This is a genomic window from Bacillus sp. SRB3LM, from assembly GCF_015712745.1.
GTDB classification, from domain to species: Bacteria; Bacillota; Bacilli; order Bacillales; family Bacillaceae_G; genus Bacillus_A; species Bacillus_A thuringiensis_K.
In genome coordinates this window covers 453,766-478,417 of sequence record NZ_VWVQ01000021.1, presented here as the reverse complement: position 1 = coordinate 478,417, position 24,652 = coordinate 453,766, and the positions used below count along the sequence as shown (strand labels likewise).

Below are 24,652 nucleotides of genomic sequence, written 5' to 3'. Positions count from 1 at the left end.
CATGTTATCTTCAATATGTTCTATTCTTTTTGAAAAACCATGTGAGAATACCAAAACAAGAAGCCCTAGAGCCCTAACTCTAAGGCTTCTTGTTTTCAAATAAGGATTTTGTTAAAAAACTGCACATTTATTAAGAACATGCATAAAATATAATGTGGTATTCTTTTTCAATATTATTGTTTATCCGAGAGCGCCTTGAATGGTGCTCTTTAATTTCTAAATAACATTTTCAGGTAATTACGAGAGCGGATTTTATTATGTTGTACAAGCACTACTTCACTTTATTAAATAGACTATATAGATATCTAAAAGAAGGGAGCTTTAAATTCATATGGCTGATTACTTTTATAAAGATGGTAAAAAATATTATAAAAACCAATCGAATTCCAATAATCAAAAAAACAACTGTTTTATTGAAACTCATACGATAGCTGGTTTTGCAGAAAATACAAATGGAAATATACCCGTGTCTGTTTTCCTTGAAACCACCGCTCCACAAACTGTATTTGAGGATTTTACAAACAATCATAATAAAACATTAATTCAATTATTCGTTGTCGGTATGAGTGCACCCGTTCAAGTAACTATTCTAACAAGAAGATCTAGCGTACCAATTACTACTACATTACAACCTGTTCAAACAAAAATATTTCAAGTTGAAGATTTTCAAAGTCTTACTCTTACAAAGCAGGAAGGTTCTAATAGTGTAGTTAGTTTATTTGTTCAAAAAACATTTTGTATATGCTGTAACGATAATAACGATTCATGTGATGAATATTACCACGAATGTAATTGATATATTAAATCACCAGAAGAACCCTTTATATAAAGGGTTCTTTTACTTTCACTCCCTCATTTCCTCGTTTTTAATTAAAATAACTATTTTATTAAAAATCTTTAATGAGCTAATCCTTACAATTTTGTAATACTAATGTCACTGAAATCAATTTTTTCACTATAAACTCTTTACTATAATTTTCCTTATAAAGTTATAGACACACAGTAAGGAGCGAATTAAAAATGTCTTTTTCTCAATTAAATATTGATGCTTTTCGAGCAATCAATGATTTAGGGAAGCAATATTCATCCCTAAACTCAACTATGGTATTTTTGGCGGAATATATGGTGTATTTTTTAGGATTAATTATTATGGCTTATTGGTTTACTCAATCTAGAAAAAACAAAATGATGATTATTCAAGCGATGGTTGCTTTTGTAACTGCTGAAATAATTGGAAAATTAGCAGGGAATTTGCATTTGAATTATCAACCATTTGCAGTATTACCTAATGTTAATAAACTTGTCGATCATGCAGTAGATAATTCATTTCCTAGCGACCATACGATTCTATTTTTTTCAATTTGTTTTTCATTCTGGCTTGTTCGTAAAAAGGCTAGATGGTTATGGCTTGTACTTGCATTCTGCGTAGCTATTTCTCGTATTTGGGTAGGAGTTCATTATCCTTTCGATGTCATAACAGGAGCTTTAATAGGAATTATTTCAGCGATATTTTCATATTGGTTAACACCGAAAATTACATTCATCAAACAATTACTTAATCTTTACGAAAAAATAGAACAAAATGTAATACCATCCAAAAACAAGTCAAAAAACTTTTGATTAATCTCACAAAGCTAAAAAGATTACATAAATTACAGAGTATTTTTCAATATTGTCTTGATCGAAGAGCGCTCCCTTGGGCGTTCTTTAATTTTAAAATAACGCTTTGGTTAAAATCTTTGATTCTGCCATTCAGTAATACAAGCTGGTTCAATTTCTTCAAATTCTTGTGTTTCTACATCAAGATCAATGACAGAATAGCTAGGTACTACTAAAAATTCTTTTCCGCAAACGTTACAAGTAGGATCATCAAGTGCATAAACTCCTTTAATTGTGTCAAGATTTTGCAAATCAAAATCAGCATTTTCAAAAACTACAAGACCATTACATCCTTTAACGTTACATTTATGTGCTTCAATAGCCATTTCTCGTTCCCCATTTCTTAATAAAATTCAAATTTTGTCTTACTTTACATCTACACGTGCTTGACTTGCTTCTCTACTAAAACCATCTGGATATCTTTTAGCTAATTTTGCAATATTCATTTCAGCAATATCTTGTAACGTATATCCCAGTTCATGCGCCATAATTGATAAATAATAAAGAATATCTCCAAGCTCTAAGGCTAACTTATAAGTGTTTCCATCTTCTTCTCCTGGACAATGCGATGGTTGAAAACCATGTCCGTGATAAATTGCTTTTTTAACAATATCGGCAACTTCACCAGCTTCGCCTGTAAGTCCTAAAGCTGCATTTGAAACTCGTCCTCCAAAATCAGTTTTGTTATTCCAAGTTCGTAAAGTTGCTTCCTGATAATCATTAAATTCATCAATCGATAAGATACTTGCAATCTGTAAAACTGTAGCTTCATTTATAACTTGATCCTCATTTTTTGCTTCACTCATTAATTTAGTTGCTTCCAATACACCATTTTCTATAATGTTCATTTTTGATTTCCCCTTCCTATTTAGCAAATCCCTAATCCAATCGGACGATTTTCAATTAAATACTTATCAGCCTGATCTATTACAAGGAGAGCAACCTCGGCTTGATGTCTCCTTAAGACTTTTGCCATCTTTGGTAAACTCATGCCTTGACTCCACATTTCACGAAAACGAATTACATCTCTTTCATCCCAAATGAAGTTAGCTTCTTCTAAAGCGATGTATACCTTCAACCGTGATTCCTTCATCACTTCATGATTTCTTGCTACACTCATAAGCGAACCTACTTTCTAAAAATGATTATTTTATCTTTTCAGTAAACTTAGTATCCACACGATCAACTTTACCGTTTACCCAAACCGCAACTTGCTCACCGAATCCGCTCATTGGTGGATTGACTGCTGTAACATTTCCATCCTTAACTATTAAAAGTTTGTTGCTGCTAACATCAATTTCTATTTTTGTCATATGTCCCTCTCCCTTTTACTACCGCATGTACTCGACAACATCAGGCTTAAATCCACTCCCTAAGTAAACCCGTACCGGAATTATTTCTTTTTTATCCCTTGCTGCCTTACATAACTCTTCCGCTGTATCCCAACTAAAAAAATTATCTACAGCGCGTTGAAATCTCCAAATCGCCATTGCATATTGTTCAAAGATGTCATAACGATCATCTTGTTTAGTTGTGCGTGGTAATTCATCCGTACTCTTTGCATTTCTTGGAACTTGGACGCGTACATCAGCATATGTAGTGCGTCCAGTACCTCTTTTCACATTTGCCTTCATTACATCGAACTCACAAATTGCTGGCTCTACATCGAAAATGTTTAGTTGCTTAGGCATATGCCATCCCACTCTTCTGAATAAGATCCAGTAATTCAATGGCCCATTCCTTGCTTAAAAACATTCGGCCACCTAGCAACTCTATGTTGGTTTCAGAAACTTCACCCGTTACAAAGCATGACTTTTCATATTTTCTTAAAACAATGTTTTCCCCATCGACATGAAAATCTAGTGCCGTACCTTCGACAATCCCTAAAGTTCTGCGTAACTCTACTGGAATTACTACACGACCTAGCTCGTCCACTTTTCTTGCAACACCTGTGTTTTTCATATCTTACTCCCTCCCTTGTTAACTAACTTTTTGTTGTTGATTCCGTTGCAACTCGTGTTTCATTGATTCAAATTTGATTAACCATGCTTGCCAACGCTTATCATTTTCTTCTTGCTGCTGGATTGCTACTTCGCAATTACAACCGCTCGTTTCAATTACACCTGGGTAAGTTTCTTTACGAATAATCCCTGTATTACTGCATAATGCACACATGCTTATTCCTCCTTATTAGAAACCTAAATTTGCAAGCCTTTGATCAGCTGTTGTAAATTTCAAAACCCTTGAATCCCCTAATAAACGACTAACTGTTTTAGCATCGTATTTATTAAAAAGTTGTTTTCCAGTAAAGTTTGTTGTGGTAAATGTACTCATTCCTTGTCTAGCGTTTGATACCGCATATAAAAGGCGTTGAATGAAATCCGATGCCTGTCTATTCGAATCAGTTGACCCGCTTTCTGCGCCAAGATCATCTAACACAACAAAATCAGCTTGTCCCATTAATTGAACGAAATATTGAAGTGTATATTTACTGCTCTTATCATCAAAAGAATCCATAATCATTCTTGTTATTGCTTCTAATTCAACGTACAAGCAACTTTTCATAAGATGATAATTTTCTTCTTCTTGACTGATATCCCAAAAATATTGATTTAATTCATGAAGCATACTGTATGCTAGGAAACTTTTTGCCGTCCCTTGATTTCCTGTAAATACAACTTTTCTAATTTCTCCGTTCTTTAAATCCTCCAAGGTTTCTTCAACAGCTTTCTTGTGACTAATCGTTTCATCACACACGGTTCTGTAATCAGATAATCTTGAAAGAGGAATTTTCTTATTTGTAATAACACTAGCCTTTTCCAGCATGTTGAATTTCTGTAAACGGCTAATCTTCTTATAATGAGCGTTAGCTTGTTCTTCCAAAACCTTATTGTTTTGCTCAACAACACATCTTGGACAAACAGGCTTACCTTGATAAATAATCATTTGAACTGGCTTAATGATTGTTTGTCCACCTATTTCATAAGAGTGATTCATACATTGATCAGAATGGTAATTCACCTTCGATTCCAGGGATTCTGCCAGTTTTTTCATTGGTGTTGCCATTTCTATTCGCTCCTTTTTTACCTTTGTTTTTAAACTCTATTTCTGCCGCATTAACATCAGCTAAAGTACGAATGTTTTTATTAACCCAATGTTTTAAAATCCCCTCAGCATAATTCCATTTCTTCTGCTGTTTCAAGGCACGCTCCATAGCTGCTTGTACAAGTTCTTCGCTTGTATCGTCTACCCATTGCGAAATACTTTCGGCTATGAATGAATTTAAAATACCGAAATTATTTTCGTAGAATGAGAAGATGCTACTACTACTTTGTATATTAGTATTTTGTTTATTAGTACTTAGTAGCGTTGGATTTTCCATAAATGGAACTTCCATTTGTGGTTTTTCCACTTGTGGATTTTCCATATGTGGATTCTCCACTTGTGGAATTTCATAAATAATTGTCTCCCAGTTAGTTATCTTTCCCTTTTCGTTTTTTACAGGAAACCTTCTAACATAACCGAATTTTTTTAGTTCTTTCATTCCTACCCTTAAACTATCAATTCCATCTTTCGCATGAGTAGATATTTCCTCCATGTAAAACACCCAATCATCTGGTAACGATAAAATGTAAGCCAATATCCCTTTTGCTTTCCAACTTAAACGTTCATCTCGAAGACCTGTATTATTAATGGTTGTGTAATTTTTACTTTTATTAACTCGAAATGTTGCCATTTATTTACCTCCTTGTACAAACCGCCACATATGCTTGTCCACTTTTGATAATTCGTTGAATTTCATAATGCGGATAACCAGCCTTGAAATACTGGTCAATTATTTGCTTTAATTCATCCTTGCTCTTTGCTAAGTTCCAAAACTTATTAGGTAATAGCACTTGATATTCAGTTAAACGCATGTACTATTCCCCTACTTTCCGTGATATACTTATAACAACTGTTTTTTCTTAAAGGACCCACTGCCATGGGTCTTTTTATTTTGTTTTACGTCACTCCAAGCCCACTGTTTTATTGGCTCATAAGTAATGTAAAGTAACAATGCGCTGCACGCGATAAACATTGCGAATATAACTAACGATGTCGTATCTTCCACTAGATCACCTCCTTTTGTGTTTCAAGCCAAGCTTCTAAATCCTTTTGTAGGAAAAGTAATTTGCGTCCTTCCCTAATCACCGGAAACTGTGGATGACTTGCTAATTCATACATTCTACAAACAGCGATATTGAGATAATCCGCTGCTTCTTTCACCCTCATTACTTTGCTTGGTTGTGATTGTTGTTGGAACTGCGCTAAAGCAGCTTGTATCTCCTCTCGAACAACTTCTCGGATTGATTCTTTAATGATTTGATCTAATCCCATTTCTTTTTTCTCCTTCCAAAATTATATTAACGATGGATAATCATACTAATCTTGGTCGCCATGCTTTTATGTATGATATCTCCTCATTGAAATCTTTCTGTAAAATGTTGCAATAACTGTTTACTGCAAACACTGATTTTACGTCTCTCCAAGCTGCTGCGAAAAGTTTCTTTCCACTATCATGAACAACTTGACTCCCTGCCATAAAAACAAACTCACTTACTGGATGTTGCAAAACTTGTAATTGGTCCATTTTTTTCACCCCCTCTCGTTTCACTGAATGAAACTTTGTGTTCAAAATTTTTTTCTTGTTCATTAAATAGAATGTCGCTTTCTTTACCTAAAACATTTGATATTTTAACAGCTACATCATAATAAACTCTTAGATTATAATTAATAATTTTATAGCAGTAAGACTTTGATATACCAACCATATTAGCTAATTCATGATATTTAAGACCAGAATCTTCAAAAGCTTTTTGAAGTGCCGTTAGTTGTTTTTGATTTTGCATCTGATCACTCCCTTCTGATGCTTACAAACTCATTATAAGTTTCATCACGTGAAACTTCAAGTGTTTTTTATAAAAAATTTCATAGAAGGAAACTTTTTTAACTCTTTACGTTTCTTGCTAGGAAACTTTATAATGTAATTAATGTAATTTACGATATATCGTAAAAAGGGGAGTATTTAAGTATGGAAATGAAGGATAGAATTAAACAAATTCGAATAGATAACAAAATGAATCAAGAACAATTCGGGAAAGAAGTGGATCTAACTAAGGGGACTGTTTCAAAGTTTGAAAACGGAAAAGCATTCCCAAGTCGTGAAACTATAGAAAAGATAGCGAAGAGATTTAATGTACCTGTAAATTATTTGTACGGAGAAAATAAAGGTGACGACTCTAGTGATGATAAATATAAAAAATTCAAGGAAATCATGGAATGGCTAGAACCGCTACCAAAGGATAAAGAAGATATGGCGTTAGAACAAATGCTAGCTATCGCTCAAGCTCTTAACAAACACCATAATAAAACAGAAAAATAGCCCCCTAATTAGGAACGGCTATTTTTTTAATTTCTGCTATATATTCTTCTAATTGATCTGGTGCACATTCTTTCACAGTATCTAAAAATAGGATTACAATTTCCTCTTTCGTCATCCTTAATTCTCCCCTTACATCCTGTTTTATATATTAACCGTCTTAAAGTGGAAAGTTTTTGTCGTTTCAGTCAAAATGTTTCCATTCCCTATAAAGCAGAAATGACACTATCAAATTGATAGTGTCATTTCTAATATTATATTAATTAACCGCCTCCTGGGCCTGGATCAATCATATATAAAGTTGTTTTTTGTTCTTTAGCACTTTGCACCTTATCTTTTTCCGTCACCTGAAAAGCTGTAATAGAAAGACAAGCTACAGTAGTAATAGTTAAAACTATTTTTACAAGCTTATTTTTCAAGCGTTTCACCACCCTTTTTGTATAATTCAATTATAACATTTCAATGCTGTCTTTGGTAGGAATACATAGAAATAATCACCTGATTTAGAAAAACTTTCTATGGACATTTCTAGGTATTTCTTTCCTTCTTCTCCTCCGACCGCAAGCCCCATATAGTACAATTGAAAACTACTAAGATATCCATTTGTATTTTGTAAAGCTTGTAAAATTTTAATCGCTTTTTGCTTTTCACCTAGCTTTACATATAAGAATGCTTTTTCAGCATAATCTAGATTTTCTGGGTTAATGGTATGTAAATCTTTTTCATGATATATTCTTAAAAATAATAGTGTATTAAGTACTTTTTCTCTTCTTACTTCTAATTTTTTATTCACTGGAACGCCAATTATATTTAATGATTTCTCCATGTACTCTTTAGCATTTTGATAATCAGAGAAAACATAACTTTCTCCAATTTTACAATATGCTACTGCCTTTGTACTGACATAGCAATTACTTTGATCATTTATAATTTCAAAACATAATTCACGCGATTCGTCTAATTTATTTTCGTGAAGTGCAACGAAAACTTCCATTTCTTTTATTCTTAATAAAAGAGAATCCCTTAATGTATGACATTTAATTCCCAAGATGTCCGGCAATAATTGCTGAATATGTTCATTAACCATCTTATAATTACCTAAATCAAAAAAAGAGTAAATTGTATTTAAAACAGATATTATTACCAGCTCGTTATCTGAGTATTTTTGATTTTTTCTCATTTTCTCAACTTTCTCAAAGAACCTCTTAGGAGTAGTTGTACTTTCACTCCTTTCTCTTAATGTTTTGTATAACGGAACCAAATTTAAATTTATCCTCACAGTTTTTGAATTACCTTTTTTCTTTTCTTCTTCGCTTTTATTTTTATTAGTTTTAAAACTCATTATTCGTTGAATTACTAGGTCTTGAAGATCATATTCTCCAAACATATCTAACACTTCTAATGCTAATTTCAAATTTTTATGTGATAGTGTAGGTATACACTCTTTGATGCATTCCCTTCTAAAATCAACATTTTTAGGCTTATATAGCTTCAGCGCATCAACCAAGTGCATAAAATCAAATTTACTTTGCTTCTTAAAATAACTATTTACTGTTGTATGCGTTACTTTAAAACGTGTTGCCAATTTACGATTTGTATAACCGTTTGATTTTAGACACTCCTGCATGTCATTTAAATCTAATAAAACTTGCACAATCCTTGCCCTCCTTATGGACAAAAAAGACACGTTACCCTAGATGTCTTATATTTACAGGAAAACGTGCCATTATATCTAGGTTGTGTGTTATAATTATGTTTGAGACTTATGACAAGTGTTTTCCCTAGCGCGTTTAGGGAGGACGGTGTAAGGGTGTTGCGAGCACCACTTGCACAGTCGTAGGTCTTTTTCACGTCCGTTTATTTTATTATTTTCATAATATCACATTTTTTCCAAAATTCAGTCGTGTAGTTATCTGATTCTTATTGAGAAAGTTTTAAAATCGTTATATATCAACGTTTCTCAAGGGAGCTTAACGGCTTTTTTTCTACAATAAAAAAAGAGCCGTTAAGCTCCACTTATGTACTATATGCCTGTTCCTTGGTCTAATTCTTCCTTCCAGCCACCAGAATCACTTACTTTGTGCCCGCCAGGGTCATTTGTGAATTTTTTCATAGTCTTTTCTCCCCCTTTATCTAATTCTATAAATATTTTACTATTTTTTACAATGGATGAAAATCATATTCTATAACTGAATTTGCTCATATATGGTAAAATATACCCATCGCTGATATGTCCAAACATGTAATTTTCATAGCAGCAAAATTACAACTAGACTTATACAACATGATTCAAAACAAAATGAAGGAGTGTTTTAAGTGAAAGGACATATTCGAAAAAGAGGAAATAAATATTGCATCGTTATTGATATCGGTCCTGACCCAGAGACAGGAAAAAGAAGACAGAAGTGGTTTTCTGGATATAAGACAAAAAAAGAAGCACAGGCCGATGTGGCAAAGAAGATTACAGAGTTGAATGAAGGAACTTTTATAGAACCATCTAAAGTCACGTTAAAAGATTACCTAAATCATTGGCTAGAAATTAAAAGTATGAGCATAGAAAAGAGTACCTTTGCTGGCTATAAGGCATTTATCAACCAACATGTTATACCTAGTATAGGAATGGTTGCGCTCCATAAATTAAATGTTATACACATTCAAAAATGTTATAAGACTGCGATAGATAAAGGGATTGCAAACAATTCTATTCTGCTTATGCATAGAATTTTAAAGAGCGCTTTAAACCTAGCCGTAAAACAAAATATTATTTCTCGAAATCCAGCAGATTTTGCTGAGATACCTAAAAAAGAAAAAACCCCTATCCAGACTTGGACAGAGGAAGAAGTAAAAAAGTTTTTAGCTCATTCACAAGAATCACGATATCACATTGGGTATCTACTTGCAATAACTACAGGTATGCGTCTAGGAGAAGTTCTAGGTTTACGATGGCAGGACATTGATTTTGAAAAACATACTGTTACAATAAATCAAACATCTGGTCATGACAATAAAATCAAAAAAACTGCAAAAACAAATTCATCAAAACGCACAATTCCTGTACCTAATGAAACAATAACAGCCTTAAAAAAACATAAAATTTTAATCAATAAAGAGAAGTTAAAGTTTGGTTCTGCTTATCTAGATCAAGATTTAATTAATTGTAATGAGTTTGGAAGAATCATAAAAAGAGCTCATTTCAGAAAGAGTTTCATTAGGTTAACACACAAAGTAGGTATAAAAGAAATTAAATTCCATGATTTAAGACATACACATGCAACTCTACTATTGAAACAAGGAGTTAACCCTAAAATCATCAGTGAGCGATTAGGTCATACAGATATTTCAATGACATTAAGTGTCTATTCTCATGTTTTACCGAATATGCAGGAAGAAGCAGTTAAAAACTTCGGTAAAAGTATCTTTGGATAACCTATGTTTGCAAAATGTTTGCATTTCATTAAAAAAAGTCAAACAAACGCTGTCATATCAAGGTTTTTTTGACCTATCATCTTATATTCTTGATAAAATCTCCGGATCCCTATTGAAATATTTAATAATGGAGCGTTCTCACCACCGCGGGTTATGCATTCGAATCGATATACATAGGAGAAAAAATCTTCTGTTTTTTCATCTTTTATCGGTCCTGACATCGCCTCACAAATATTTTGTGATCTAAGAGGAGAAAAATAGATTTCTTCTTCATTTGTATTTTCTAAATATATAGGGCGCTCACAAAAAATATGTGAGATTAAAGCGGGCACCCACTTAGAATACGTTTCATTATCATGTAGTACTGGCAAATTAGAAATCAAATCGGATTGCCATTCATATTTTGGTGGCTCTACTAATCTATTTGGCTTCCAATCATGAATAATCTCATACCAACTTTGAAAAATATAATCGAGCTGCTCTTGTTTAATAGGTTCTTTCGATACAATCCATGGTGTATTTTCATTTAATACGTACGGATTATGCTGAATAAACAATATATCGGAAAACATATCATACAATCTTTCATTTAAACGTTTCAACTTACTCGTTAATAAAAACGTCTTATAATGTATCTCTACGATGTCAAGCCATTCAATAGGAAAGTATATAAATGATACCTCTTCATTTAAAAGGGGTTCTACTATATTTTCAAATGTTAACAGCCTTAATTTTTTCATAAAATGATTCCTTCCTTTCTGTAGTTGTCTTGATTATCAAAATGCTAGAACAATAGTTACTTAATCTAATCCATTCAAACCAAGTATTTAAAAGAAAAGTAAAAACTGTTTATATAAATAAAATTTTATCAAAACAACTCTTTTAAAAATTTAAAGTAATTATCATTTACAACACCTCTATATATTTGTATTTCAATACATTTAAATTATACATTTTATGTGATGTATTGTACTTATCATTTACAATAACTTTACAGAAAAACAAAAAAGAACACCTTAAATCGGTGCCCTTTTTACAAATATTAACCTTTATGTAATTGAACATATAGATAACATGAATCCTCCAAATGAAATTGCTCCTAGTAAACCTACTACAAATCCTGTTAAACAAATACAATCAGCAAGACAAATAGAAGACTGCGATAATGGAACAAATGACCTACTTGTACTCGACCCATATTGTTTTATTTTCTCATAATTCATATCTAACATTAAATGAAGACATGTTACACCATCCTCAATAGTATGTAGAGATTCTTTTTCTAACCGCTCCAATAATTTACTATCAAAAGCAACTGCTAGAGGGTACTGCTTATCTAATTTCATATTTTGATAAATTAGTTGCAAACGAGATAATATATTGTTTTTCTTCTTTTCAGATGTTACTGTACATTTCATATTATTAAATTCATTTAATAATAGTGTCAATTCATCTCTTTTTCCGTATAAATCTTTAGCTATTTTTCTCTTTAGTTTATACGAATGGATAATAGATTTTAGTTCAATCATATTCATACACTTCCTAATTACATATTATTTACCCAATTATTTTATAGATAAACAGTACTTTTTAATCTTATTTAAATTACTGTCAATAACGTATTGAAATTCCCTTTTTTTGACGGAATCAAATTCCCTTTTATTAGCGATTTAATGTTGTTGGCTGTATTCCAGCTTTTTGCTTCTCACGAAGCCTATATGAATCTCCCTTGATATTAAATGTTGTTGCGTGATGTAAGAGTCGATCTAAAATAGCTATTGCTAATACTTCATCTCCAAAAATCTTTCCCCACTCTATAAAAGATTTATTTGACGTTACAATGAGTGCTCCCCCTTTTTCATATCGCTTTGAAATGATTTGAAAGAAGATATTGGCACTTAATTCATCAAAGGGAAAATAGCCTAGTTCGTCAATGATAAGAAGATCAGGACGACTCCAACGTTTGATTACTCGATTCAATAGTCCCTTGGTATGAGCCTTCTTACACTCATTAATAAAATCATCAGCTCTCAAAAAAAGTGCTGTATAACCTTTCATGATAGCTTCGCTAGAAAATGCAATTGATAAATGTGTTTTCCCTACTCCTGGAGGTCCTAAGAGTAGGACATTTTCCCCATTATTAATAAAACGGCATGTTAATACTTCTTTCACTCGCTTTTCGCTAATACTAGGTTGAAAAGTAAAGTCAAATTCATGAATTGTTTTATGAAACGGAAGTTTCGCGTGTTGTATTCGTTTCTGTAAAGCTGATGCTTCTCTTTTTTCAATTTCATGCAAAAGTAGGGTGTTTAGAAATTCAGAATATGGTACATTATGTTTAGATGCATCTTCTAAAAGACCATCAATTTGGTCGGCGGTATGATGCCATCCAACTTTGATTAAGCGTTCAATTATAAGCTGAGTGGTCATACAGAATCACTCCCTTCTAATTGTTCATACACTTGAAGAGAACGTTGTTCTACTTCGAGCTCATCGGGTTGAATGTGACGGGTCGCCAAACCTTTTGTTGTCGCATTCAGCCCTTTATAATGTTCAAGGCTTACATGTGTTTCAGTCTTACCTGTAAGAATTGGATGTATTGCGACGCACTCTAATTCATCATATATTTCAAGATGATGATCAAGTGTCTCTTTTATCTTCACTTGTTTGCCCACGAATCGAAACGGTACAGAGTAACGTTTTCCTTGATAAGAGATAAAACAATCCTTACTAACCTCTCGTATTTCCCATTTTGTAATTGGAAAGGCTGGTTTTGTATTAGACTTTCCTAGATACTTTTCCTCGACTTGATATCTTGCGATTGGAGCTTCTTTTGTTGTTCCATTTGGTTTACGATTTGCCGTTTTATTTAGCCAATCCCTGACGTCATCATTTAATGATTCTAAAGTAAATGTATGCTTACGCTGCATAAAATTCTTTTTAAGATACCCTACTACATTTTCTACTTTTCCTTTTGTTTGTGGACGATATGGCTTACACGCCTTCGGCACAATCCCATAATAGGATAGAAAATCTTCGAACCTTCGATTAAATCTAATCTCTACTGGTGTATGTTTAATTACAACAGTTTTCATATTGTCATAAAGGATTTGTTCAGGAACCCCATTAAAATAAGCAAATGCATTCATATGGCATTTCATTAAAGTTTCTAAATCCATACTTGTAGTAAATTCAACATATTTCATTCTGGAGTACCCTAATACCATTACAAACGCGTATACATCTTGTTCTTTTTCGTTAACTTTTATGTTCCCTATGTATCCCCAATCCATTTGAGCCTGTTTACCAGGTGGTGTTTCAAACCGTAAGGTTGCTTGTTTTTTAGGGGTTTGTCGATGAGGTCTGACAAAATCGCGCAAAATGGTAGCCTTCCCTGGGTATCCCATTGATACAATTTCGTCGTATAACACTGCGCAATTTGTAGTACCTTCTTTAATCCTTTGAAGGAGGTATGGTTTATATGGATCTAGTTTACTTGGTTTTTTCTCTACTTTCTTTTTTGATGGTAATGCATCTTGCTGGATATATTTCCGAATAGTTTTTGGATCAAATCCTGTTTCTTCAGATATCGCTTTGATTGTCCATCCTTTTTGATACAATTCTCTGATCATAAAAAATTCCCCAATCTTGACCATAGCTTCTCCACTCCATCATTGTCGTTTTGAAACCATTGTCCGTTATTTTTGGGGAATTTGGAACCGTTGTTATAAAGGATTTTACCACCGTTACTAACAGATATGTCAATATGAAGTACGTCTGCGATTTCTTTGTATTGAAAACCAGAAAATTTCATTAACAATATGGTTCGATCTCGTTCATTCATATGACTAAGTACGTTTTGTACTTTTGTAATCTCTTCTTTTCTAATCCAATCATCATCTAATGATGAGATAGGTTGAACCTCATGGTGTTGTATCGTTTTATCTATTCTCGCCTGATGCCTTTTTTCGGATCGTAAATATTTATATGCAACATAAGTAGAAGATTTTATGAGCCAACCAGATACATTTTCAATTGTCTTCCAATCATTTCTATATAGCTGTAAAAATACTTCTGGTGCTAATTCTTCAGCAATAGGTTGTTTTTTCACAATCCATAGAATTTGTTTCACAACATAAACGTAATATTGCTTAAATAAATCTTCAAATGTCAGATCCGAGACAGGCTTTTCTTCCTTTTTTATCTTTAACATGTCAGTTAAAACCTCACTCTCATTTGATGCCTGTATTATAAAGAACCCAGAAAGACGAGTTTTGTGACAAAAATGTTTTATTTTTTTATTATGTACGAAAAAAAGCATTCATCTTTCAAGTAGATGAATGCAAAAATTAGAATCATTTTGAGTTTTTCTTCCTATCCTTATCAAAAGATATATGAATTCAAAACAAAAGTAATTTATCCTATTTTCTTTTAAAACCGTAAAAGGAGGTATCCTCTGGAGATAAAAATAGTATTTGAAATTTAATGTGTTTTTTATAAGTGGCCCCAAAAAGAAGGAATCGTTGCCGTTCCCCAAAAAGGGCTAAAAACAACGTGATGATTTTTTATTTTTAAAAATATTCATAATTATAATGCCGTTTTTAACCTATCCAATTATTCTATTGTATTCTTCTTGGATGGTTTGTAGTTGTAGACTTAAACACTTTGCAAGTGATGCCATTTTGGGCTCTTGTTCCAACGTGAGTAACAATTGAGATACTTCTATCAACATTTGATGGACCTCATATGCTTCTTCTGTAGGCACATGCCCACATGCCCAGAAATATAACGAAGGATAAGCATAGACTCAATTATCCTCATTTTCTGATCGATTTCTTGTAATAATTGATTAGAACCACTAGACAATGATTTGTTCAATATACCAATCCTCTCCTATATTTTTTACGGGAAGAAGACAGTTATACAATAGATTCTTTTTGTACAAGTTAAAAGAAAAATGATTTTTTGTATTCTATACCAATTATAATACTTACACAAAGACATTTGTGATTTTTATTTTAAAAAAAGCCAAATGTATATACAGTTCGAATTTTTTCATTGAATTTGTTCTGTTTGGGTTTCTACCTGAACTAGTTTTTTATTTGATTCAAATGAATTGACCCATGTTAACTAGGTTAACCTAAGTTGTATCAAAGTTTTTTAAGTATTCAGGTTAACTTTAAAGGAGATTTGTATGGGGAGGAATGCAATTGAAAATGAACAACAACAGAACCGTTTTGATCATGTTGATACAACCAATCTATATGAAACGAATGGTTTTGTGTACCAACTGTATACGAACTCACTTGAAACAAACTCTTCAGATTGACTAGTAAACGTTTTTAATTTATGCGGAGTAGGAAAAGCATGTGAACGAATTAAAACGAGTACACAACCCTATAAGAACCTTTAAAATAATTGAAGGTGTTTTTCTAATAAAAGAGCATTGTATTTTTAATATAATTCCCGTAAAGTAAGCGCATACCATACAAAATATACAACTAGGAGTGTGATACACAATGAAACCCATTTTCAAAACAAGTATAGCTCTAACACTTTTTTCTCTTTCTCTTATAGGGTGTCAGTCACCACAAACACAGCCGAAACAACCATTTTCACTAACCGAACAACAAGTGATGGCAGATGCTTGGTATCAAACCGCTGGAGAAGTCAAAGCGCTCTATCATCAAGGATATAATATCGGAAAGATGAAATTAGACGCAGCACTTGCCAAAGGTACCGAGAAAAAGGCTGCCATCGTTTTAGATTTAGATGAAACTGTCGTGGATAATAGTCCGTATCAAGCCATGACAGTAAAAGAGAAGAAAGGATTTCCTTATAAATGGGAGGATTGGATTCAACAAGCGAAAGCAGAAGATCTTCCTGGTGCCGTTTCCTTTTTACAATATGCAAATAAAAAAGGTGTGGCGATCTACTACATTTCAAATCGCAAACAAAGTCAATTAGATGCTACCTTACAAAATTTACAGAATCTGAATATCCCGCAAGCTGATAAGGAGCATGTCTTATTGCAGGGAAAAGAAGAAAAAGGGAAGGAAGAACGCAGAAAGAAAGTTGCGACAGAACATGATATTATTCTATTCTTTGGAGATAATTTATCTGATTTTACAGGATTTGATGAGAAATCTGTACAAGATAGAAATCAATCAGTTGAAGCGATACACGAAGCATTTGGAGAAAAATTTATTGTGTTCCCGAATCCGATGTATGGGGATTGGGAATCCGCTTTATATCAATACGATTTCAAAAGGTCAGATACTGAAAAAGATAAGCTCCGTAAAGATGCATTGCATGTATTTGAAGATGCGAAATAATAAACGTATTGAGACAAATGGATATATGTTTGCTATTATATTCTATAAGCTGTGGTAAGCTGTCATTTGGAAGATTGGGCGCATTCGCTCAATCTTTTTTCCTATTTTTTATGATCCCATGATTAAATTGCAACATATGGCGAATACATACTACCTATCAAGGGGATTTCCTTGACGATAAAATGTTGATGCATCAACGATATAGGGCTTTTATCCCAATCTTTATGTTTTAAACAAACGTTTAATTCGACATCTTTCGTACAAATCCCACACGGATTCGCTACAATTCGTCAATATTTGTATGCATTTTTTGAGAAAGGAATTCTCTTATGTATAAATCTAATTTCGTTGCTTTCTTACTATTCGTAATCTCTTTTTCTTGTTACATCATCTATGTAACCAAAAACCCACTCTATTTGAAGTGAACCCGAATAGTGGTACATGAAAAAAACACCTCCTGAATTCGCATACTAAGTATGCAAATTCATTGGAGGTGTTTTTCGTTTGAAGACAAGAGTTCATTACCCAGAAGAAACAAAGTGGAAAGTGATTGAAATGAAGAAAGACGGCTACTCAAATCGTACAATTATGGAGAAACTCGGAATTAAAAATGTTTCCCAAATTAAGACATGGATGAAATGGTATCGTACAGATCAAACGTATCGTTTTCAACAACCTGTAGGAAAACAATATTCTTATGGAAAAGGACCAAAAGAGCTCAGTGAATTAGAACAGATACGTTTAGAAAATAAACATCTAAAAACAAAATTACTTGTATGGGGAAAGTATCTGGAAATCGAAAGGGGCTGAAACCAGAAACTGTAGTTGCTTTATGGGAAAATGTAAAAACAAAAATAACGGTAAAAGAATTGTGTAACGTATTAGAATTACCCCGTTCCACATTTTATCGTTGGTTACAACGAACGGAAGATTTGAAAGATGGTATAGAAGAGAAAGTAAAGGACGTTTGTCTTAGGCATAAATTCCGGTATGGATATCGAAGAGTGACCGCTACTCTTCGAAAAATGGGACTGTGTGTCAATCATAAAAAAGTATTACGAATCATGAGACAAAATCACATTCTTTCAAAAGTACGTCGAAAGAAAAAGAAATATATCAATGGTACGGAGCCAATGGTATCCCCTCATCGATTGGAGCGCCAATTCGATGCATCCAGACCAAATGAAAAGTGGTTTACGGATGTGACGTATCTCTTATTTGGAGAGCGTACCTTGTATTTATCAACGATTATGGATGCCTTTAATCGTGAAATTATTAGTTGTGTCATCAGCGAATCACAAACACTGACATTAGCGATGAAGACATTAAAACAAGCAATGAGAGGGCGAAAAGTAAAAGATGTCCTTCTTCACTCAGATCAAGGAAGTATTTATACAGCAAAAGAATTTCAAGCGTATGCCAAAGAAAACGGCATGATCACCAGCATGTCCCGGAGAGGAAATTGCCATGATAATGCCGTCATGGAAAGCTTCTTTGGTCATTTAAAAAGTGAAGCCTTCTATTCACAAGAGATAACAAAAGTATCCAACACAACTGTGCAAAAGATTGTGCTAGAATACATTCATTACTACAATTGTGTGCGAATTCAAGAAAAATTAAACCACCTATCCCCTAAAGAATTTAGGGAACAAGTGGTTTAGGTGTTTTGATTGGTGTCCCCTTTTCGGGGGTCACTTCAATTTGCATCCAGTCGTTTTATTATCTATTATGTTGATTACAATTGTAAGTGTCATTTTTTTTAGTGATTTCTATGATACAACTTATATGAAATATATACTTCTCATGGGATTGTTTCTGTATCTTATTCTTATATGTAGTACCATGCTAAACGTGATATAAGTGTGGGTGTACAATAACATACCAGCAATTTTTTTACTTGAACCCCTAGGATAGGTGACAAATAAAATCACTCCATTTTTATTGTAAAAATCCATTCTATATGAGTCAAATTTCGGTTTTCTTACATATTTATCTTTCAAACAACACACGCTATTATACATACCAATTCTTAACAGAAGAAGTGTGTATGAAAGGTTCTGGTGCAAAAATAGTGGGTTTATGAAAAATGAACCAAAGATTCCTAACGGAATTGAAATTTATGCTGTTAAACTAAAGATTTCATCGATAAGATACATTTGCTTTTGGACAGACTTCTCCCCTTGGAGCGTTTGTCCTTTTTTAATCATATGCATAGCTTCTATTCCAGCAATCATTTTTGTAGCCGTTCGCAAAGATTTCAATCCAAGCATATTCCGAATCCGTTTTTTGATAAATCGATGATTTTGCTCAATGATATTGTTTAAATATTTTTTTACACGAAGTGGTATACCATGCGGTATACATTTCTCTTCCTTTAGTTCAAGTATCGCAACAGGATAGGCTTTATCTCCATCAGCAGTTATCGACGAGGTTTTGTGGCATGACAAGAAACCAAGGATTTCTTTAGAAAACACTTGGCAGCCTTCGCATCTCGTTTGCGACTTAAATAAAAAATCAATTGTGTTTCCTTCGGAATCGATCGCACGATATAAATACATTTGCTTTCCTTTGATCTTGATATATGTTTCATCTACTCTCCAAGAATCGTTCGTGGCTTTCAAAGGTTCTGTTGCAAAGTTCAAAGAAATATACGTCCGTTTACAAAAGACGATTATCGTTTAAGCCGTTATATCCATGTGTATTCATGTTTTGTTACACTGTTTATCTTAAGGGGATAATCTCAGGTATCACAAAAGAAAATCTACAATATGTTTTGGAATTCGGTGAAACATGAAACGGTTTGTAGGAGGCTGTCAAAAATAAGAGACGTTTGACAGGGGAAGAGGAGGACAGCTGGTATAAAACATCCGTATGAAAAATGGAATGGATTGTACTATAAAAAAGGGAGTGATACGGGATAATGTGAAACGTCTTTCCCCCTAAGTTGTCTTTGTTTATTCCACCTTAAAAGTGAATACGCCCGTTAATTTCCAAATATGTGAATTCGCCGCATCGAGCGGTTCAAGTTGAATTTGTTCCACTTTGATATGCCGATGGTCTATGGTCATCTGTGGAATTGGTTTCACGCTGTGTTTGACAGCTATGGAGATGGCAATCGTATCGGTGAAATAAAATTGGATGGTATGGGTATGATTTCCGACACATCCAATGTGTTGTTGCTGTTCTGGCTGGATATCGATATTGGTGGCAATCGAAATACAACCACGTAAAGTCAAAGTATAGAGCTCCACTTCGATTTGTCCATACTCCTCCACTTGCAGTGTTTTCTTTTCCGTTTCTTGTGAAAGAGATAGTCCACTGATATCATAGAGAAATTGTGTTAATCCATGCGATACCACACGGTAGCCACGTGGAATTTCCACGACACATTGGAAAGAAATCATAGATTGTGTTGCTGCTTGCTTGGGCTGTGACTCGGGTGGAGTGGTTCCGGATCCAGACGCATAGGGTTCATCAAACGAATCAAAATCTCGCATCATCATTCTCCTTTCGGGGTGATTGGATGACTCCAAATAAATGGATCTCGCATTTATGTTGGGATAATACTATCGGACGATGTGAGGAGGAGAAGTAGACCAACGTATGAGCGGATAGAGCGTTCGTACTCAGGTACAGATTCATTGTACATTTTTGTTTTTTATACAGGCTTGAAGAGGAATTACCATGTATGTACAAGTCATGCGTCCGTATCGTATATGTTTGTCCTTTTTCAATAAAATAGGAAACATAAAAACACGATACACATAAAGCGTATCGTGTTTAGGAGAAAGGTAAAAAATGTATGACATACATCCATACATTTTTATTCTACAAAATATCGGACGAATCTGATATTGAGAAATATCTATTTTTGTTTTTTCGATATGCTACATGCGGAAAGTAACATTAAATCCCGCTTAGTAACAACACAAGCGTGTTTCATTTTCGTTTTCGCTTTACATGTGAAATTGTCCTTTATATGTGCTTCATCAGATTTCCATGAAGAGATTGTATTCTCCTTCATGTACACACCCTAACAAAGCGAATACAAAGCCAAAAAAACCCCTCATCAATGATTGGGATGAGGGGAACAGAAAGAACTGCCAGTGATACGAAAACAAAGTCTCTTTATTTTGAAATATGACAGTTACTTTCTTTCCCGAATGAGTCAAGATTTTACAAACTCTTTTATTATATCAAATACAATTGGTTTTTGACACCATTTTTTTCGAGGGAACCATATGAAAAAATGAGGTTCATACAGGCTATATCTTCCAGGAAGACACATGATTATCTGGTTACTTCTGTTACTTAGTGAAACAATAGAGCGGAAAATCAAAAAAACAACCTGCTTCCGCAGATTGTTTTTGCACGTAGCATATAATAAAGGATGTTTCTGTCGACCAAATAAAATAGCTATCAAAAGAATGCATCTGCCGTCTTTCCTATTCTCCTATAGGTAGGTGTATAGAAAGCACAAGCCCCGCCAAACAGATGCCCGCCCAAATTGGTTTGTTGCTACCCAAGACGCCTTTTGTTGTAAAGGGGAGGGTCTTGACAACAAAATCTTGATGTATCGGGATTTTTCATATGTTGCTTTTTTAAACAAACGTTTGTTTTTTGGCAAATGGGAACGAAGAATAGGGAAGATGACAAAAACGTGACAACGAAAAACAGGTTCTAGACGCACGAAATATCGGTCGAATCGATTTGGTGGCCCTATCTATTTCTTTTTCTCAATGCCTCACGTACCTTGAAAGGAATCGAAACGATTCATGCTATATACAAACAAAAGAGAAGTCACATTCCAGACTTCTCTTTTTCGAAATACAAAGAATTACAGCAATTATTCAGAGCTGCTTAAATGCAATGATTTACAGGTGTCTTGCAGGTTTCGTATGGTTTTCCTTCCATTTTGTAGATACGTCACTTGCTTCGTTTGTAATATGATATCGAGTTCGTGCGGAGTTTTTTTGGTAACCATTCTTTACTCTTTAACAGTAAGTGTAGCTGCTGTAATGAGTATTTTGGAATTAAATATTTTAAGCCTGTTAAACAAACTTTTCTTTCAGCCATATGAAGGAGCAGATGATCTCGAACCCGCCGAGATAAAAATTTCGAAAATTTATAATAAAAAAACAACTCAGGGTTGATTTCTGAATATTCAATAATTCATTTCGTGGAATGGGTCTATTCGTGTGCATATACGGTCTGTATTCTGTAAAAATGTTCTCACCTTCTGCTGTATAACATGTAATTGATTCCATTCCTTTTTTAATAATAATCACTTGCTTTACTTTGGTTTTACGTAAAAACAAAACGTTCTTGATCCACTTTCATTTCTTTATATTTATTTACCGTTTGTTGTGTTCATTAAGAAGACCGTTAGGTCTTCCAAAGGTCTTCAATCATGACTTCTTTCTTATAATATAGGCGTTTCTGATTTTCTAATGCTTGTACTTCTAACCACTGTGCGAGTTGATGCTTTCATTGCACAAGTTTTATAGTTTTTGCACGAGAACCTTAATAAAAATAGCCATTATAAATTCGTTTGTATATTTTAAAAAAAAATGTAAAAATTAAAATTATGAAAAAACTATTCATGTGTATATTTTGTATTTTTCTTGTCGGCTGTTGGGATCAAAAACTACTTAAAGATTCAAGGCTTGCTTATAGCGTAGGTTATGATTTATATCAAAATAAAAATTTGAAACAAACGGTGGAAATTGTAAATTCAGGAAAAAGATTAACGAATGAGGTGTATTCTTCAATTAAGAATACGGCACAAGATACTACTGATAAAATAAGAGCGATGACGACAGGGGACATAAGTTATATAAAATATGGTATACAACTATATGGAAAAGAACTTGAGGAAAGGGGGATATCTCCAACTCTTGATGTAGCATTTAGAGACCCAGGCAATCCTACATCTTTTGTGAGAGTAATTTCAGTGGATGGGTTATCGTCTGAAATTTTGGAGAAGAAAAAAATTGACGAATTACTGATTGGACAATTTCTAACGAGAAAAATTAAAACACTTGAAGAGCGTAGTTACTTTCCTGTAGAGAATTTAGAAAGTATTTTTAGAAAAATTCAGGATAAAGGTGAAGATTTTACGCTACCATCAATAAAAATAAAAGATAAAGAAATAGTTACCAATGGTTTAGCTCTATTTCATAATGATAAATTGACGGGACGGTTACCTCTTGAGCAATGTGTTTTATTTACATTGCTCAAGGGGAAAGTGGGGAAGAAGGCACATATCACGAAGAAAATTAATAATAAAGAGTATGTGAGTATAGAAATGAGAAAAGGGCAAATTAAACAGAAAATGAACGTTAATATAGGTAAAGACGGAAATATTTATATTACAATTAAATTAAAATTATTTGCTACAGTGCTTGAATACTCGCGTGACGATCTAGATAATTATATAGAAAAAAAGAGATTAAGTAAGCAATTATCTAAAGAATTAACACATGAATCAAAAGAAATTATTAATAAGCTACAGAAAACAAATTGCGATGCATTTGGAGTAGGTAGGCAGTTGATTGCTTATCACCCAAAAATTTGGAAGAAATTTGATTATAAAAAAGCGAAGTTTGATATCAAAGTAGATATTAATATTTATAGAAGTGGCGTTTTAAACTGAGATGGGAATATTTAAGAAGCTTATTCTGTTGCTAAGTTTTAATTTCTTAAAAACAAGAATTAACAGGCACTCATTCAGAATAAATGTTCAGTGATATGCACAAAATTGTATGATTCATTCATAATTTCGAATGATTTTTAAACTTTGCACCAGAACCCTTTTTTCATATAGGTACCATCATTAAAATACAGCATATCACCTATATTTCCAAATTCACTGACTTGTCGTTCCCTGTTTAGGAATAGGGTCATAGGTATTAGCGTAGCGGAAAGCTGAGGAACGGGAGTTAATGGCTACGTTATTTTGTTCCTCGGAAAGAGGCGTTTTACCCCTATTTTTTGGTTCTGGTGCAAAAATAGGGGGGGATGAAAAATGAAAAAAAGATTTCTAACGGAATTGAAATTTATGCTGTTAAACCAAAGATTTCATCGATAAGATACAGTTGCTTTTGGACAGACTTCTCCCCTTGGAGTGTTTGTCCTTTTTTGATCAATATGCATAGCTTCTATTCCAGCGATCATTTTTGCAGCCGTTCGCAAGGATTTCAATCCAAGCATATTCCGAATCCGTTTTTTGATAAATCGATAATCTTGCTCAATGATATTGTTTAAATATTTTTTTACACGAAGTGGTATATCATGCGGTATACATTTCTCTTCCTTTAGTTCACGTATTGCAACAGGATAGGCCTTATCTCCATCAGCAATTATTGAACGAGGCTTTGTGGCATGACAAGAAGCCAAGGCTTTCTTTAGAAAACACTTGGTAGCCTTCGCATCTCGTTTCCGACTTAAATAAAAATCGATCGCATTGAGTTGATTCCATTTTTGGATCCGGATGCATTTACTCTTAGTCCTTTACAAACTAAAACTATTTGGAGCGGAGAGTTACAGTATAAATCATATGTAGCCGGTAGTTCTTCTACGGATCAGATACCTCCTGAAATACAGCCACTACAAGTGTGGTATGTAAGACAAGGGCAATGGATAGCAAATCGAGTATTGAACCAGGGATACGCAGACCCATCAGGATTTGATGCAATCATATTATATAATAATCCTCATGATTATAGTTTAACAATAACAGGTAGTGCAAAAGCCTATTTAGGTACGGACCAGCCACCTACTAACTAATGTTTCAGACTTTGAATTTCGACAT

General features: G+C 33.6%; 33 protein-coding genes and 2 pseudogenes. 10 read left to right on the top strand and 25 right to left on the bottom strand.

The window, feature by feature from the left end; all coding sequences use genetic code 11:
• The first annotated feature begins 331 nt into the window (after positions 1-331).
• Together F3I02_RS15690 and F3I02_RS15685 are read left to right on the top strand one after the other, a co-directional pair.
• Positions 332-796: an exosporium protein D gene (locus F3I02_RS15690; RefSeq protein ID WP_196478141.1), complete on the top strand. Its 465-nt coding sequence runs from the start codon at positions 332-334 to the stop codon at positions 794-796.
• 224 nt (positions 797-1,020) lie between these two features.
• Positions 1,021-1,620 (top strand): undecaprenyl-diphosphatase, encoded by a 600-nt coding sequence (locus F3I02_RS15685; RefSeq protein ID WP_063547387.1) that lies wholly within the window; start codon positions 1,021-1,023, stop codon positions 1,618-1,620.
• 110 nt (positions 1,621-1,730) lie between these two features.
• Here the strand turns inward: F3I02_RS15685 and F3I02_RS15680 are convergent, their stop codons facing one another.
• From F3I02_RS15680 to F3I02_RS15610, 14 genes are read right to left on the bottom strand one after another with little or no spacing between them, the layout of a single operon-like run.
• A complete protein-coding gene (locus tag F3I02_RS15680; protein WP_196478140.1) occupies positions 1,731-1,985 on the bottom strand; it encodes a hypothetical protein in 255 nt (84 codons plus the stop codon).
• A gap of 39 nt (positions 1,986-2,024) precedes the next feature.
• Positions 2,025-2,507 (bottom strand): nucleoside triphosphate pyrophosphohydrolase family protein, encoded by a 483-nt coding sequence (locus F3I02_RS15675; protein ID WP_196478139.1) that lies wholly within the window; start codon positions 2,505-2,507, stop codon positions 2,025-2,027.
• Positions 2,508-2,527: 20 nt separating this feature from the next.
• Positions 2,528-2,779: a helix-turn-helix domain containing protein gene (locus F3I02_RS15670; RefSeq protein ID WP_086390336.1), complete on the bottom strand. Its 252-nt coding sequence runs from the start codon at positions 2,777-2,779 to the stop codon at positions 2,528-2,530.
• 25 nt (positions 2,780-2,804) lie between these two features.
• Positions 2,805-2,972, bottom strand: a complete 168-nt coding sequence (locus F3I02_RS15665; RefSeq protein WP_000161123.1) for a DUF3954 domain-containing protein — start codon at positions 2,970-2,972, stop codon at positions 2,805-2,807.
• An 18-nt stretch (positions 2,973-2,990) separates the two neighbouring features.
• A complete protein-coding gene (locus tag F3I02_RS15660; RefSeq protein ID WP_196478138.1) occupies positions 2,991-3,350 on the bottom strand; it encodes a cell division protein SepF in 360 nt (119 codons plus the stop codon).
• Entirely contained in the window at positions 3,343-3,621 is a 279-nt protein-coding gene (locus F3I02_RS15655) for an AbrB/MazE/SpoVT family DNA-binding domain-containing protein (protein ID WP_196478137.1), read from the bottom strand. The genes F3I02_RS15660 and F3I02_RS15655 overlap by 8 nt, the downstream gene beginning before the upstream one ends.
• A gap of 18 nt (positions 3,622-3,639) precedes the next feature.
• Entirely contained in the window at positions 3,640-3,834 is a 195-nt protein-coding gene (locus tag F3I02_RS15650; RefSeq protein ID WP_196478136.1) for a hypothetical protein, read from the bottom strand.
• A 15-nt stretch (positions 3,835-3,849) separates the two neighbouring features.
• The gene (locus F3I02_RS15645; RefSeq protein ID WP_196478135.1) at positions 3,850-4,725 is read right to left on the bottom strand and encodes an ATP-binding protein; all 876 of its coding nucleotides are present in this window, start codon (positions 4,723-4,725) and stop codon (positions 3,850-3,852) included.
• Positions 4,664-5,395: a DnaD domain protein gene (locus F3I02_RS15640; protein WP_196478134.1), complete on the bottom strand. Its 732-nt coding sequence runs from the start codon at positions 5,393-5,395 to the stop codon at positions 4,664-4,666. Before F3I02_RS15640 ends, F3I02_RS15645 begins: the two co-directional genes overlap by 62 nt.
• A 4-nt stretch (positions 5,396-5,399) precedes the next feature.
• The gene (locus F3I02_RS15635) at positions 5,400-5,576 is read right to left on the bottom strand and encodes a hypothetical protein (RefSeq protein WP_196478133.1); all 177 of its coding nucleotides are present in this window, start codon (positions 5,574-5,576) and stop codon (positions 5,400-5,402) included.
• A gap of 29 nt (positions 5,577-5,605) precedes the next feature.
• A complete protein-coding gene (locus F3I02_RS15630) occupies positions 5,606-5,770 on the bottom strand; it encodes a hypothetical protein (protein WP_000390298.1) in 165 nt (54 codons plus the stop codon).
• Positions 5,770-6,036, bottom strand: a complete 267-nt coding sequence (locus F3I02_RS15625; RefSeq protein ID WP_196478132.1) for a helix-turn-helix domain-containing protein — start codon at positions 6,034-6,036, stop codon at positions 5,770-5,772. The genes F3I02_RS15630 and F3I02_RS15625 overlap by 1 nt, the downstream gene beginning before the upstream one ends.
• A gap of 40 nt (positions 6,037-6,076) precedes the next feature.
• Entirely contained in the window at positions 6,077-6,289 is a 213-nt protein-coding gene (locus F3I02_RS15620) for an ORF6C domain-containing protein (protein WP_230876836.1), read from the bottom strand.
• Positions 6,252-6,548, bottom strand: a complete 297-nt coding sequence (locus tag F3I02_RS15610; protein ID WP_196478131.1) for a helix-turn-helix domain-containing protein — start codon at positions 6,546-6,548, stop codon at positions 6,252-6,254. Before F3I02_RS15610 ends, F3I02_RS15620 begins: the two co-directional genes overlap by 38 nt.
• 182 nt (positions 6,549-6,730) lie before the next feature.
• On the opposite strand from F3I02_RS15610, the gene F3I02_RS15605 reads away from it, so the two are divergent.
• Entirely contained in the window at positions 6,731-7,081 is a 351-nt protein-coding gene (locus F3I02_RS15605; RefSeq protein ID WP_102956497.1) for a helix-turn-helix transcriptional regulator, read from the top strand.
• Positions 7,082-7,341: 260 nt separating this feature from the next.
• On the opposite strand, the gene F3I02_RS15600 is transcribed toward F3I02_RS15605, so the two are convergent.
• Together F3I02_RS15600 and F3I02_RS15595 are read right to left on the bottom strand one after the other, a co-directional pair.
• Positions 7,342-7,497 carry a hypothetical protein gene (locus F3I02_RS15600; protein WP_000791793.1) on the bottom strand — a complete coding sequence of 52 codons (156 nt, stop codon included), beginning with the start codon at positions 7,495-7,497 and terminating at the stop codon, positions 7,342-7,344.
• 26 nt (positions 7,498-7,523) lie between these two features.
• On the bottom strand, positions 7,524-8,732 hold the full coding sequence (locus F3I02_RS15595; RefSeq protein ID WP_196478130.1) for an AimR family lysis-lysogeny pheromone receptor: 1,209 nt from the start codon (positions 8,730-8,732) through the stop codon (positions 7,524-7,526).
• 662 nt (positions 8,733-9,394) lie between these two features.
• On the opposite strand from F3I02_RS15595, the gene F3I02_RS15590 reads away from it, so the two are divergent.
• Positions 9,395-10,504, top strand: coding sequence for a site-specific integrase (locus tag F3I02_RS15590; RefSeq protein WP_196478129.1), 1,110 nt, complete (start codon positions 9,395-9,397; stop codon positions 10,502-10,504).
• A 38-nt stretch (positions 10,505-10,542) separates the two neighbouring features.
• Here the strand turns inward: F3I02_RS15590 and F3I02_RS15585 are convergent, their stop codons facing one another.
• The 6 genes from F3I02_RS15585 to F3I02_RS34440 all read right to left on the bottom strand — a co-directional run bounded on the left by F3I02_RS15585 (position 10,543) and on the right by F3I02_RS34440 (position 15,236).
• The gene (locus F3I02_RS15585; RefSeq protein ID WP_196478128.1) at positions 10,543-11,244 is read right to left on the bottom strand and encodes a pPIWI_RE module domain-containing protein; all 702 of its coding nucleotides are present in this window, start codon (positions 11,242-11,244) and stop codon (positions 10,543-10,545) included.
• A gap of 309 nt (positions 11,245-11,553) precedes the next feature.
• Positions 11,554-12,039 (bottom strand): hypothetical protein, encoded by a 486-nt coding sequence (locus tag F3I02_RS15580; protein WP_002164034.1) that lies wholly within the window; start codon positions 12,037-12,039, stop codon positions 11,554-11,556.
• 127 nt (positions 12,040-12,166) lie between these two features.
• The gene (istB, locus tag F3I02_RS15575) at positions 12,167-12,934 is read right to left on the bottom strand and encodes an IS21-like element helper ATPase IstB (RefSeq protein ID WP_196477522.1); all 768 of its coding nucleotides are present in this window, start codon (positions 12,932-12,934) and stop codon (positions 12,167-12,169) included.
• Complete coding sequence (istA, locus tag F3I02_RS15570) at positions 12,931-14,160, bottom strand: IS21 family transposase (RefSeq protein ID WP_196477521.1); 1,230 nt, start codon at positions 14,158-14,160, stop codon at positions 12,931-12,933. The genes istB and istA overlap by 4 nt, the downstream gene beginning before the upstream one ends.
• Entirely contained in the window at positions 14,133-14,717 is a 585-nt protein-coding gene (locus F3I02_RS15565; protein WP_230876756.1) for an RNA polymerase sigma factor SigX, read from the bottom strand. Before F3I02_RS15565 ends, istA begins: the two co-directional genes overlap by 28 nt.
• A 393-nt stretch (positions 14,718-15,110) precedes the next feature.
• Positions 15,111-15,236 carry a hypothetical protein gene (locus F3I02_RS34440; RefSeq protein WP_269061756.1) on the bottom strand — a complete coding sequence of 42 codons (126 nt, stop codon included), beginning with the start codon at positions 15,234-15,236 and terminating at the stop codon, positions 15,111-15,113.
• Positions 15,237-15,698: 462 nt separating this feature from the next.
• Between F3I02_RS34440 and F3I02_RS34435 the strand changes: the two genes are divergently transcribed.
• The 3 genes from F3I02_RS34435 to F3I02_RS15550 all read left to right on the top strand — a co-directional run bounded on the left by F3I02_RS34435 (position 15,699) and on the right by F3I02_RS15550 (position 18,500).
• Positions 15,699-15,833: a hypothetical protein gene (locus F3I02_RS34435; RefSeq protein WP_269061755.1), complete on the top strand. Its 135-nt coding sequence runs from the start codon at positions 15,699-15,701 to the stop codon at positions 15,831-15,833.
• A gap of 190 nt (positions 15,834-16,023) precedes the next feature.
• Entirely contained in the window at positions 16,024-16,839 is an 816-nt protein-coding gene (locus F3I02_RS15555) for a 5'-nucleotidase, lipoprotein e(P4) family (protein ID WP_196477520.1), read from the top strand.
• Positions 16,840-17,343: 504 nt separating this feature from the next.
• Positions 17,344-18,500, top strand: a protein-coding gene (locus F3I02_RS15550; protein ID WP_196477871.1) for an IS3 family transposase whose coding sequence is annotated in 2 segments (ribosomal slippage) — positions 17,344-17,596 and positions 17,596-18,500 — 1,158 coding nt in all. Because the reading frame shifts where the segments join, the coding sequence is not laid out codon by codon here.
• A 456-nt stretch (positions 18,501-18,956) separates the two neighbouring features.
• On the opposite strand, the gene F3I02_RS15545 is transcribed toward F3I02_RS15550, so the two are convergent.
• Complete coding sequence (locus tag F3I02_RS15545; protein ID WP_374058650.1) at positions 18,957-19,460, bottom strand: IS6 family transposase; 504 nt, start codon at positions 19,458-19,460, stop codon at positions 18,957-18,959.
• A 333-nt stretch (positions 19,461-19,793) separates the two neighbouring features.
• Positions 19,794-20,336 carry a hypothetical protein gene (locus F3I02_RS15540; protein WP_196478126.1) on the bottom strand — a complete coding sequence of 181 codons (543 nt, stop codon included), beginning with the start codon at positions 20,334-20,336 and terminating at the stop codon, positions 19,794-19,796.
• 1,241 nt (positions 20,337-21,577) lie between these two features.
• Between F3I02_RS15540 and F3I02_RS33945 the strand changes: the two are divergent.
• Together F3I02_RS33945 and F3I02_RS15535 are read left to right on the top strand one after the other, a co-directional pair.
• Positions 21,578-21,703 (top strand): annotated as a pseudogene (locus tag F3I02_RS33945) (IS6 family transposase); the annotation flags it as partial.
• A gap of 693 nt (positions 21,704-22,396) precedes the next feature.
• Positions 22,397-23,494, top strand: a complete 1,098-nt coding sequence (locus tag F3I02_RS15535; protein ID WP_374058649.1) for a Ger(x)C family spore germination protein — start codon at positions 22,397-22,399, stop codon at positions 23,492-23,494.
• Positions 23,495-23,897: 403 nt separating this feature from the next.
• Here the strand turns inward: F3I02_RS15535 and F3I02_RS15530 are convergent.
• Positions 23,898-24,306, bottom strand: a pseudogene (locus F3I02_RS15530) (DDE-type integrase/transposase/recombinase); the annotation flags it as partial.
• Between the two features lie 15 nt (positions 24,307-24,321).
• Here F3I02_RS15530 and F3I02_RS15525 point away from each other — a divergent pair.
• Entirely contained in the window at positions 24,322-24,627 is a 306-nt protein-coding gene (locus tag F3I02_RS15525) for a hypothetical protein (RefSeq protein WP_196478124.1), read from the top strand.
• Positions 24,628-24,652: the final 25 nt, after the last annotated feature.

What these genes read in the sequence shown, in the direction of transcription:
- F3I02_RS15690 (WP_196478141.1), top strand. Translation starts at nt 332, where the DNA reads ATGGCTGATTACTTTTATAAAGATGGTAAAAAATATTATAAAAACCAA.
- F3I02_RS15685 (WP_063547387.1), top strand. Translation starts at nt 1,021, where the DNA reads ATGTCTTTTTCTCAATTAAATATTGATGCTTTTCGAGCAATCAATGAT.
- F3I02_RS15680 (WP_196478140.1), bottom strand. Translation starts at nt 1,985, where the DNA reads ATGGCTATTGAAGCACATAAATGTAACGTTAAAGGATGTAATGGTCTT.
- F3I02_RS15675 (WP_196478139.1), bottom strand. Translation starts at nt 2,507, where the DNA reads ATGAACATTATAGAAAATGGTGTATTGGAAGCAACTAAATTAATGAGT.
- F3I02_RS15670 (WP_086390336.1), bottom strand. Translation starts at nt 2,779, where the DNA reads ATGAGTGTAGCAAGAAATCATGAAGTGATGAAGGAATCACGGTTGAAG.
- F3I02_RS15665 (WP_000161123.1), bottom strand. Translation starts at nt 2,972, where the DNA reads ATGACAAAAATAGAAATTGATGTTAGCAGCAACAAACTTTTAATAGTT.
- F3I02_RS15660 (WP_196478138.1), bottom strand. Translation starts at nt 3,350, where the DNA reads ATGCCTAAGCAACTAAACATTTTCGATGTAGAGCCAGCAATTTGTGAG.
- F3I02_RS15655 (WP_196478137.1), bottom strand. Translation starts at nt 3,621, where the DNA reads ATGAAAAACACAGGTGTTGCAAGAAAAGTGGACGAGCTAGGTCGTGTA.
- F3I02_RS15650 (WP_196478136.1), bottom strand. Translation starts at nt 3,834, where the DNA reads ATGTGTGCATTATGCAGTAATACAGGGATTATTCGTAAAGAAACTTAC.
- F3I02_RS15645 (WP_196478135.1), bottom strand. Translation starts at nt 4,725, where the DNA reads ATGGCAACACCAATGAAAAAACTGGCAGAATCCCTGGAATCGAAGGTG.
- F3I02_RS15640 (WP_196478134.1), bottom strand. Translation starts at nt 5,395, where the DNA reads ATGGCAACATTTCGAGTTAATAAAAGTAAAAATTACACAACCATTAAT.
- F3I02_RS15635 (WP_196478133.1), bottom strand. Translation starts at nt 5,576, where the DNA reads ATGCGTTTAACTGAATATCAAGTGCTATTACCTAATAAGTTTTGGAAC.
- F3I02_RS15625 (WP_196478132.1), bottom strand. Translation starts at nt 6,036, where the DNA reads ATGGGATTAGATCAAATCATTAAAGAATCAATCCGAGAAGTTGTTCGA.
- F3I02_RS15620 (WP_230876836.1), bottom strand. Translation starts at nt 6,289, where the DNA reads ATGGACCAATTACAAGTTTTGCAACATCCAGTAAGTGAGTTTGTTTTT.
- F3I02_RS15610 (WP_196478131.1), bottom strand. Translation starts at nt 6,548, where the DNA reads ATGCAAAATCAAAAACAACTAACGGCACTTCAAAAAGCTTTTGAAGAT.
- F3I02_RS15605 (WP_102956497.1), top strand. Translation starts at nt 6,731, where the DNA reads ATGGAAATGAAGGATAGAATTAAACAAATTCGAATAGATAACAAAATG.
- F3I02_RS15585 (WP_196478128.1), bottom strand. Translation starts at nt 11,244, where the DNA reads ATGAAAAAATTAAGGCTGTTAACATTTGAAAATATAGTAGAACCCCTT.
- F3I02_RS15580 (WP_002164034.1), bottom strand. Translation starts at nt 12,039, where the DNA reads ATGAATATGATTGAACTAAAATCTATTATCCATTCGTATAAACTAAAG.
- istB (WP_196477522.1), bottom strand. Translation starts at nt 12,934, where the DNA reads ATGACCACTCAGCTTATAATTGAACGCTTAATCAAAGTTGGATGGCAT.
- istA (WP_196477521.1), bottom strand. Translation starts at nt 14,160, where the DNA reads ATGGTCAAGATTGGGGAATTTTTTATGATCAGAGAATTGTATCAAAAA.
- F3I02_RS15565 (WP_230876756.1), bottom strand. Translation starts at nt 14,717, where the DNA reads ATGTTAAAGATAAAAAAGGAAGAAAAGCCTGTCTCGGATCTGACATTT.
- F3I02_RS34440 (WP_269061756.1), bottom strand. Translation starts at nt 15,236, where the DNA reads ATGTTGATAGAAGTATCTCAATTGTTACTCACGTTGGAACAAGAGCCC.
- F3I02_RS34435 (WP_269061755.1), top strand. Translation starts at nt 15,699, where the DNA reads ATGGGGAGGAATGCAATTGAAAATGAACAACAACAGAACCGTTTTGAT.
- F3I02_RS15555 (WP_196477520.1), top strand. Translation starts at nt 16,024, where the DNA reads ATGAAACCCATTTTCAAAACAAGTATAGCTCTAACACTTTTTTCTCTT.
- F3I02_RS15540 (WP_196478126.1), bottom strand. Translation starts at nt 20,336, where the DNA reads ATGCGAGATTTTGATTCGTTTGATGAACCCTATGCGTCTGGATCCGGA.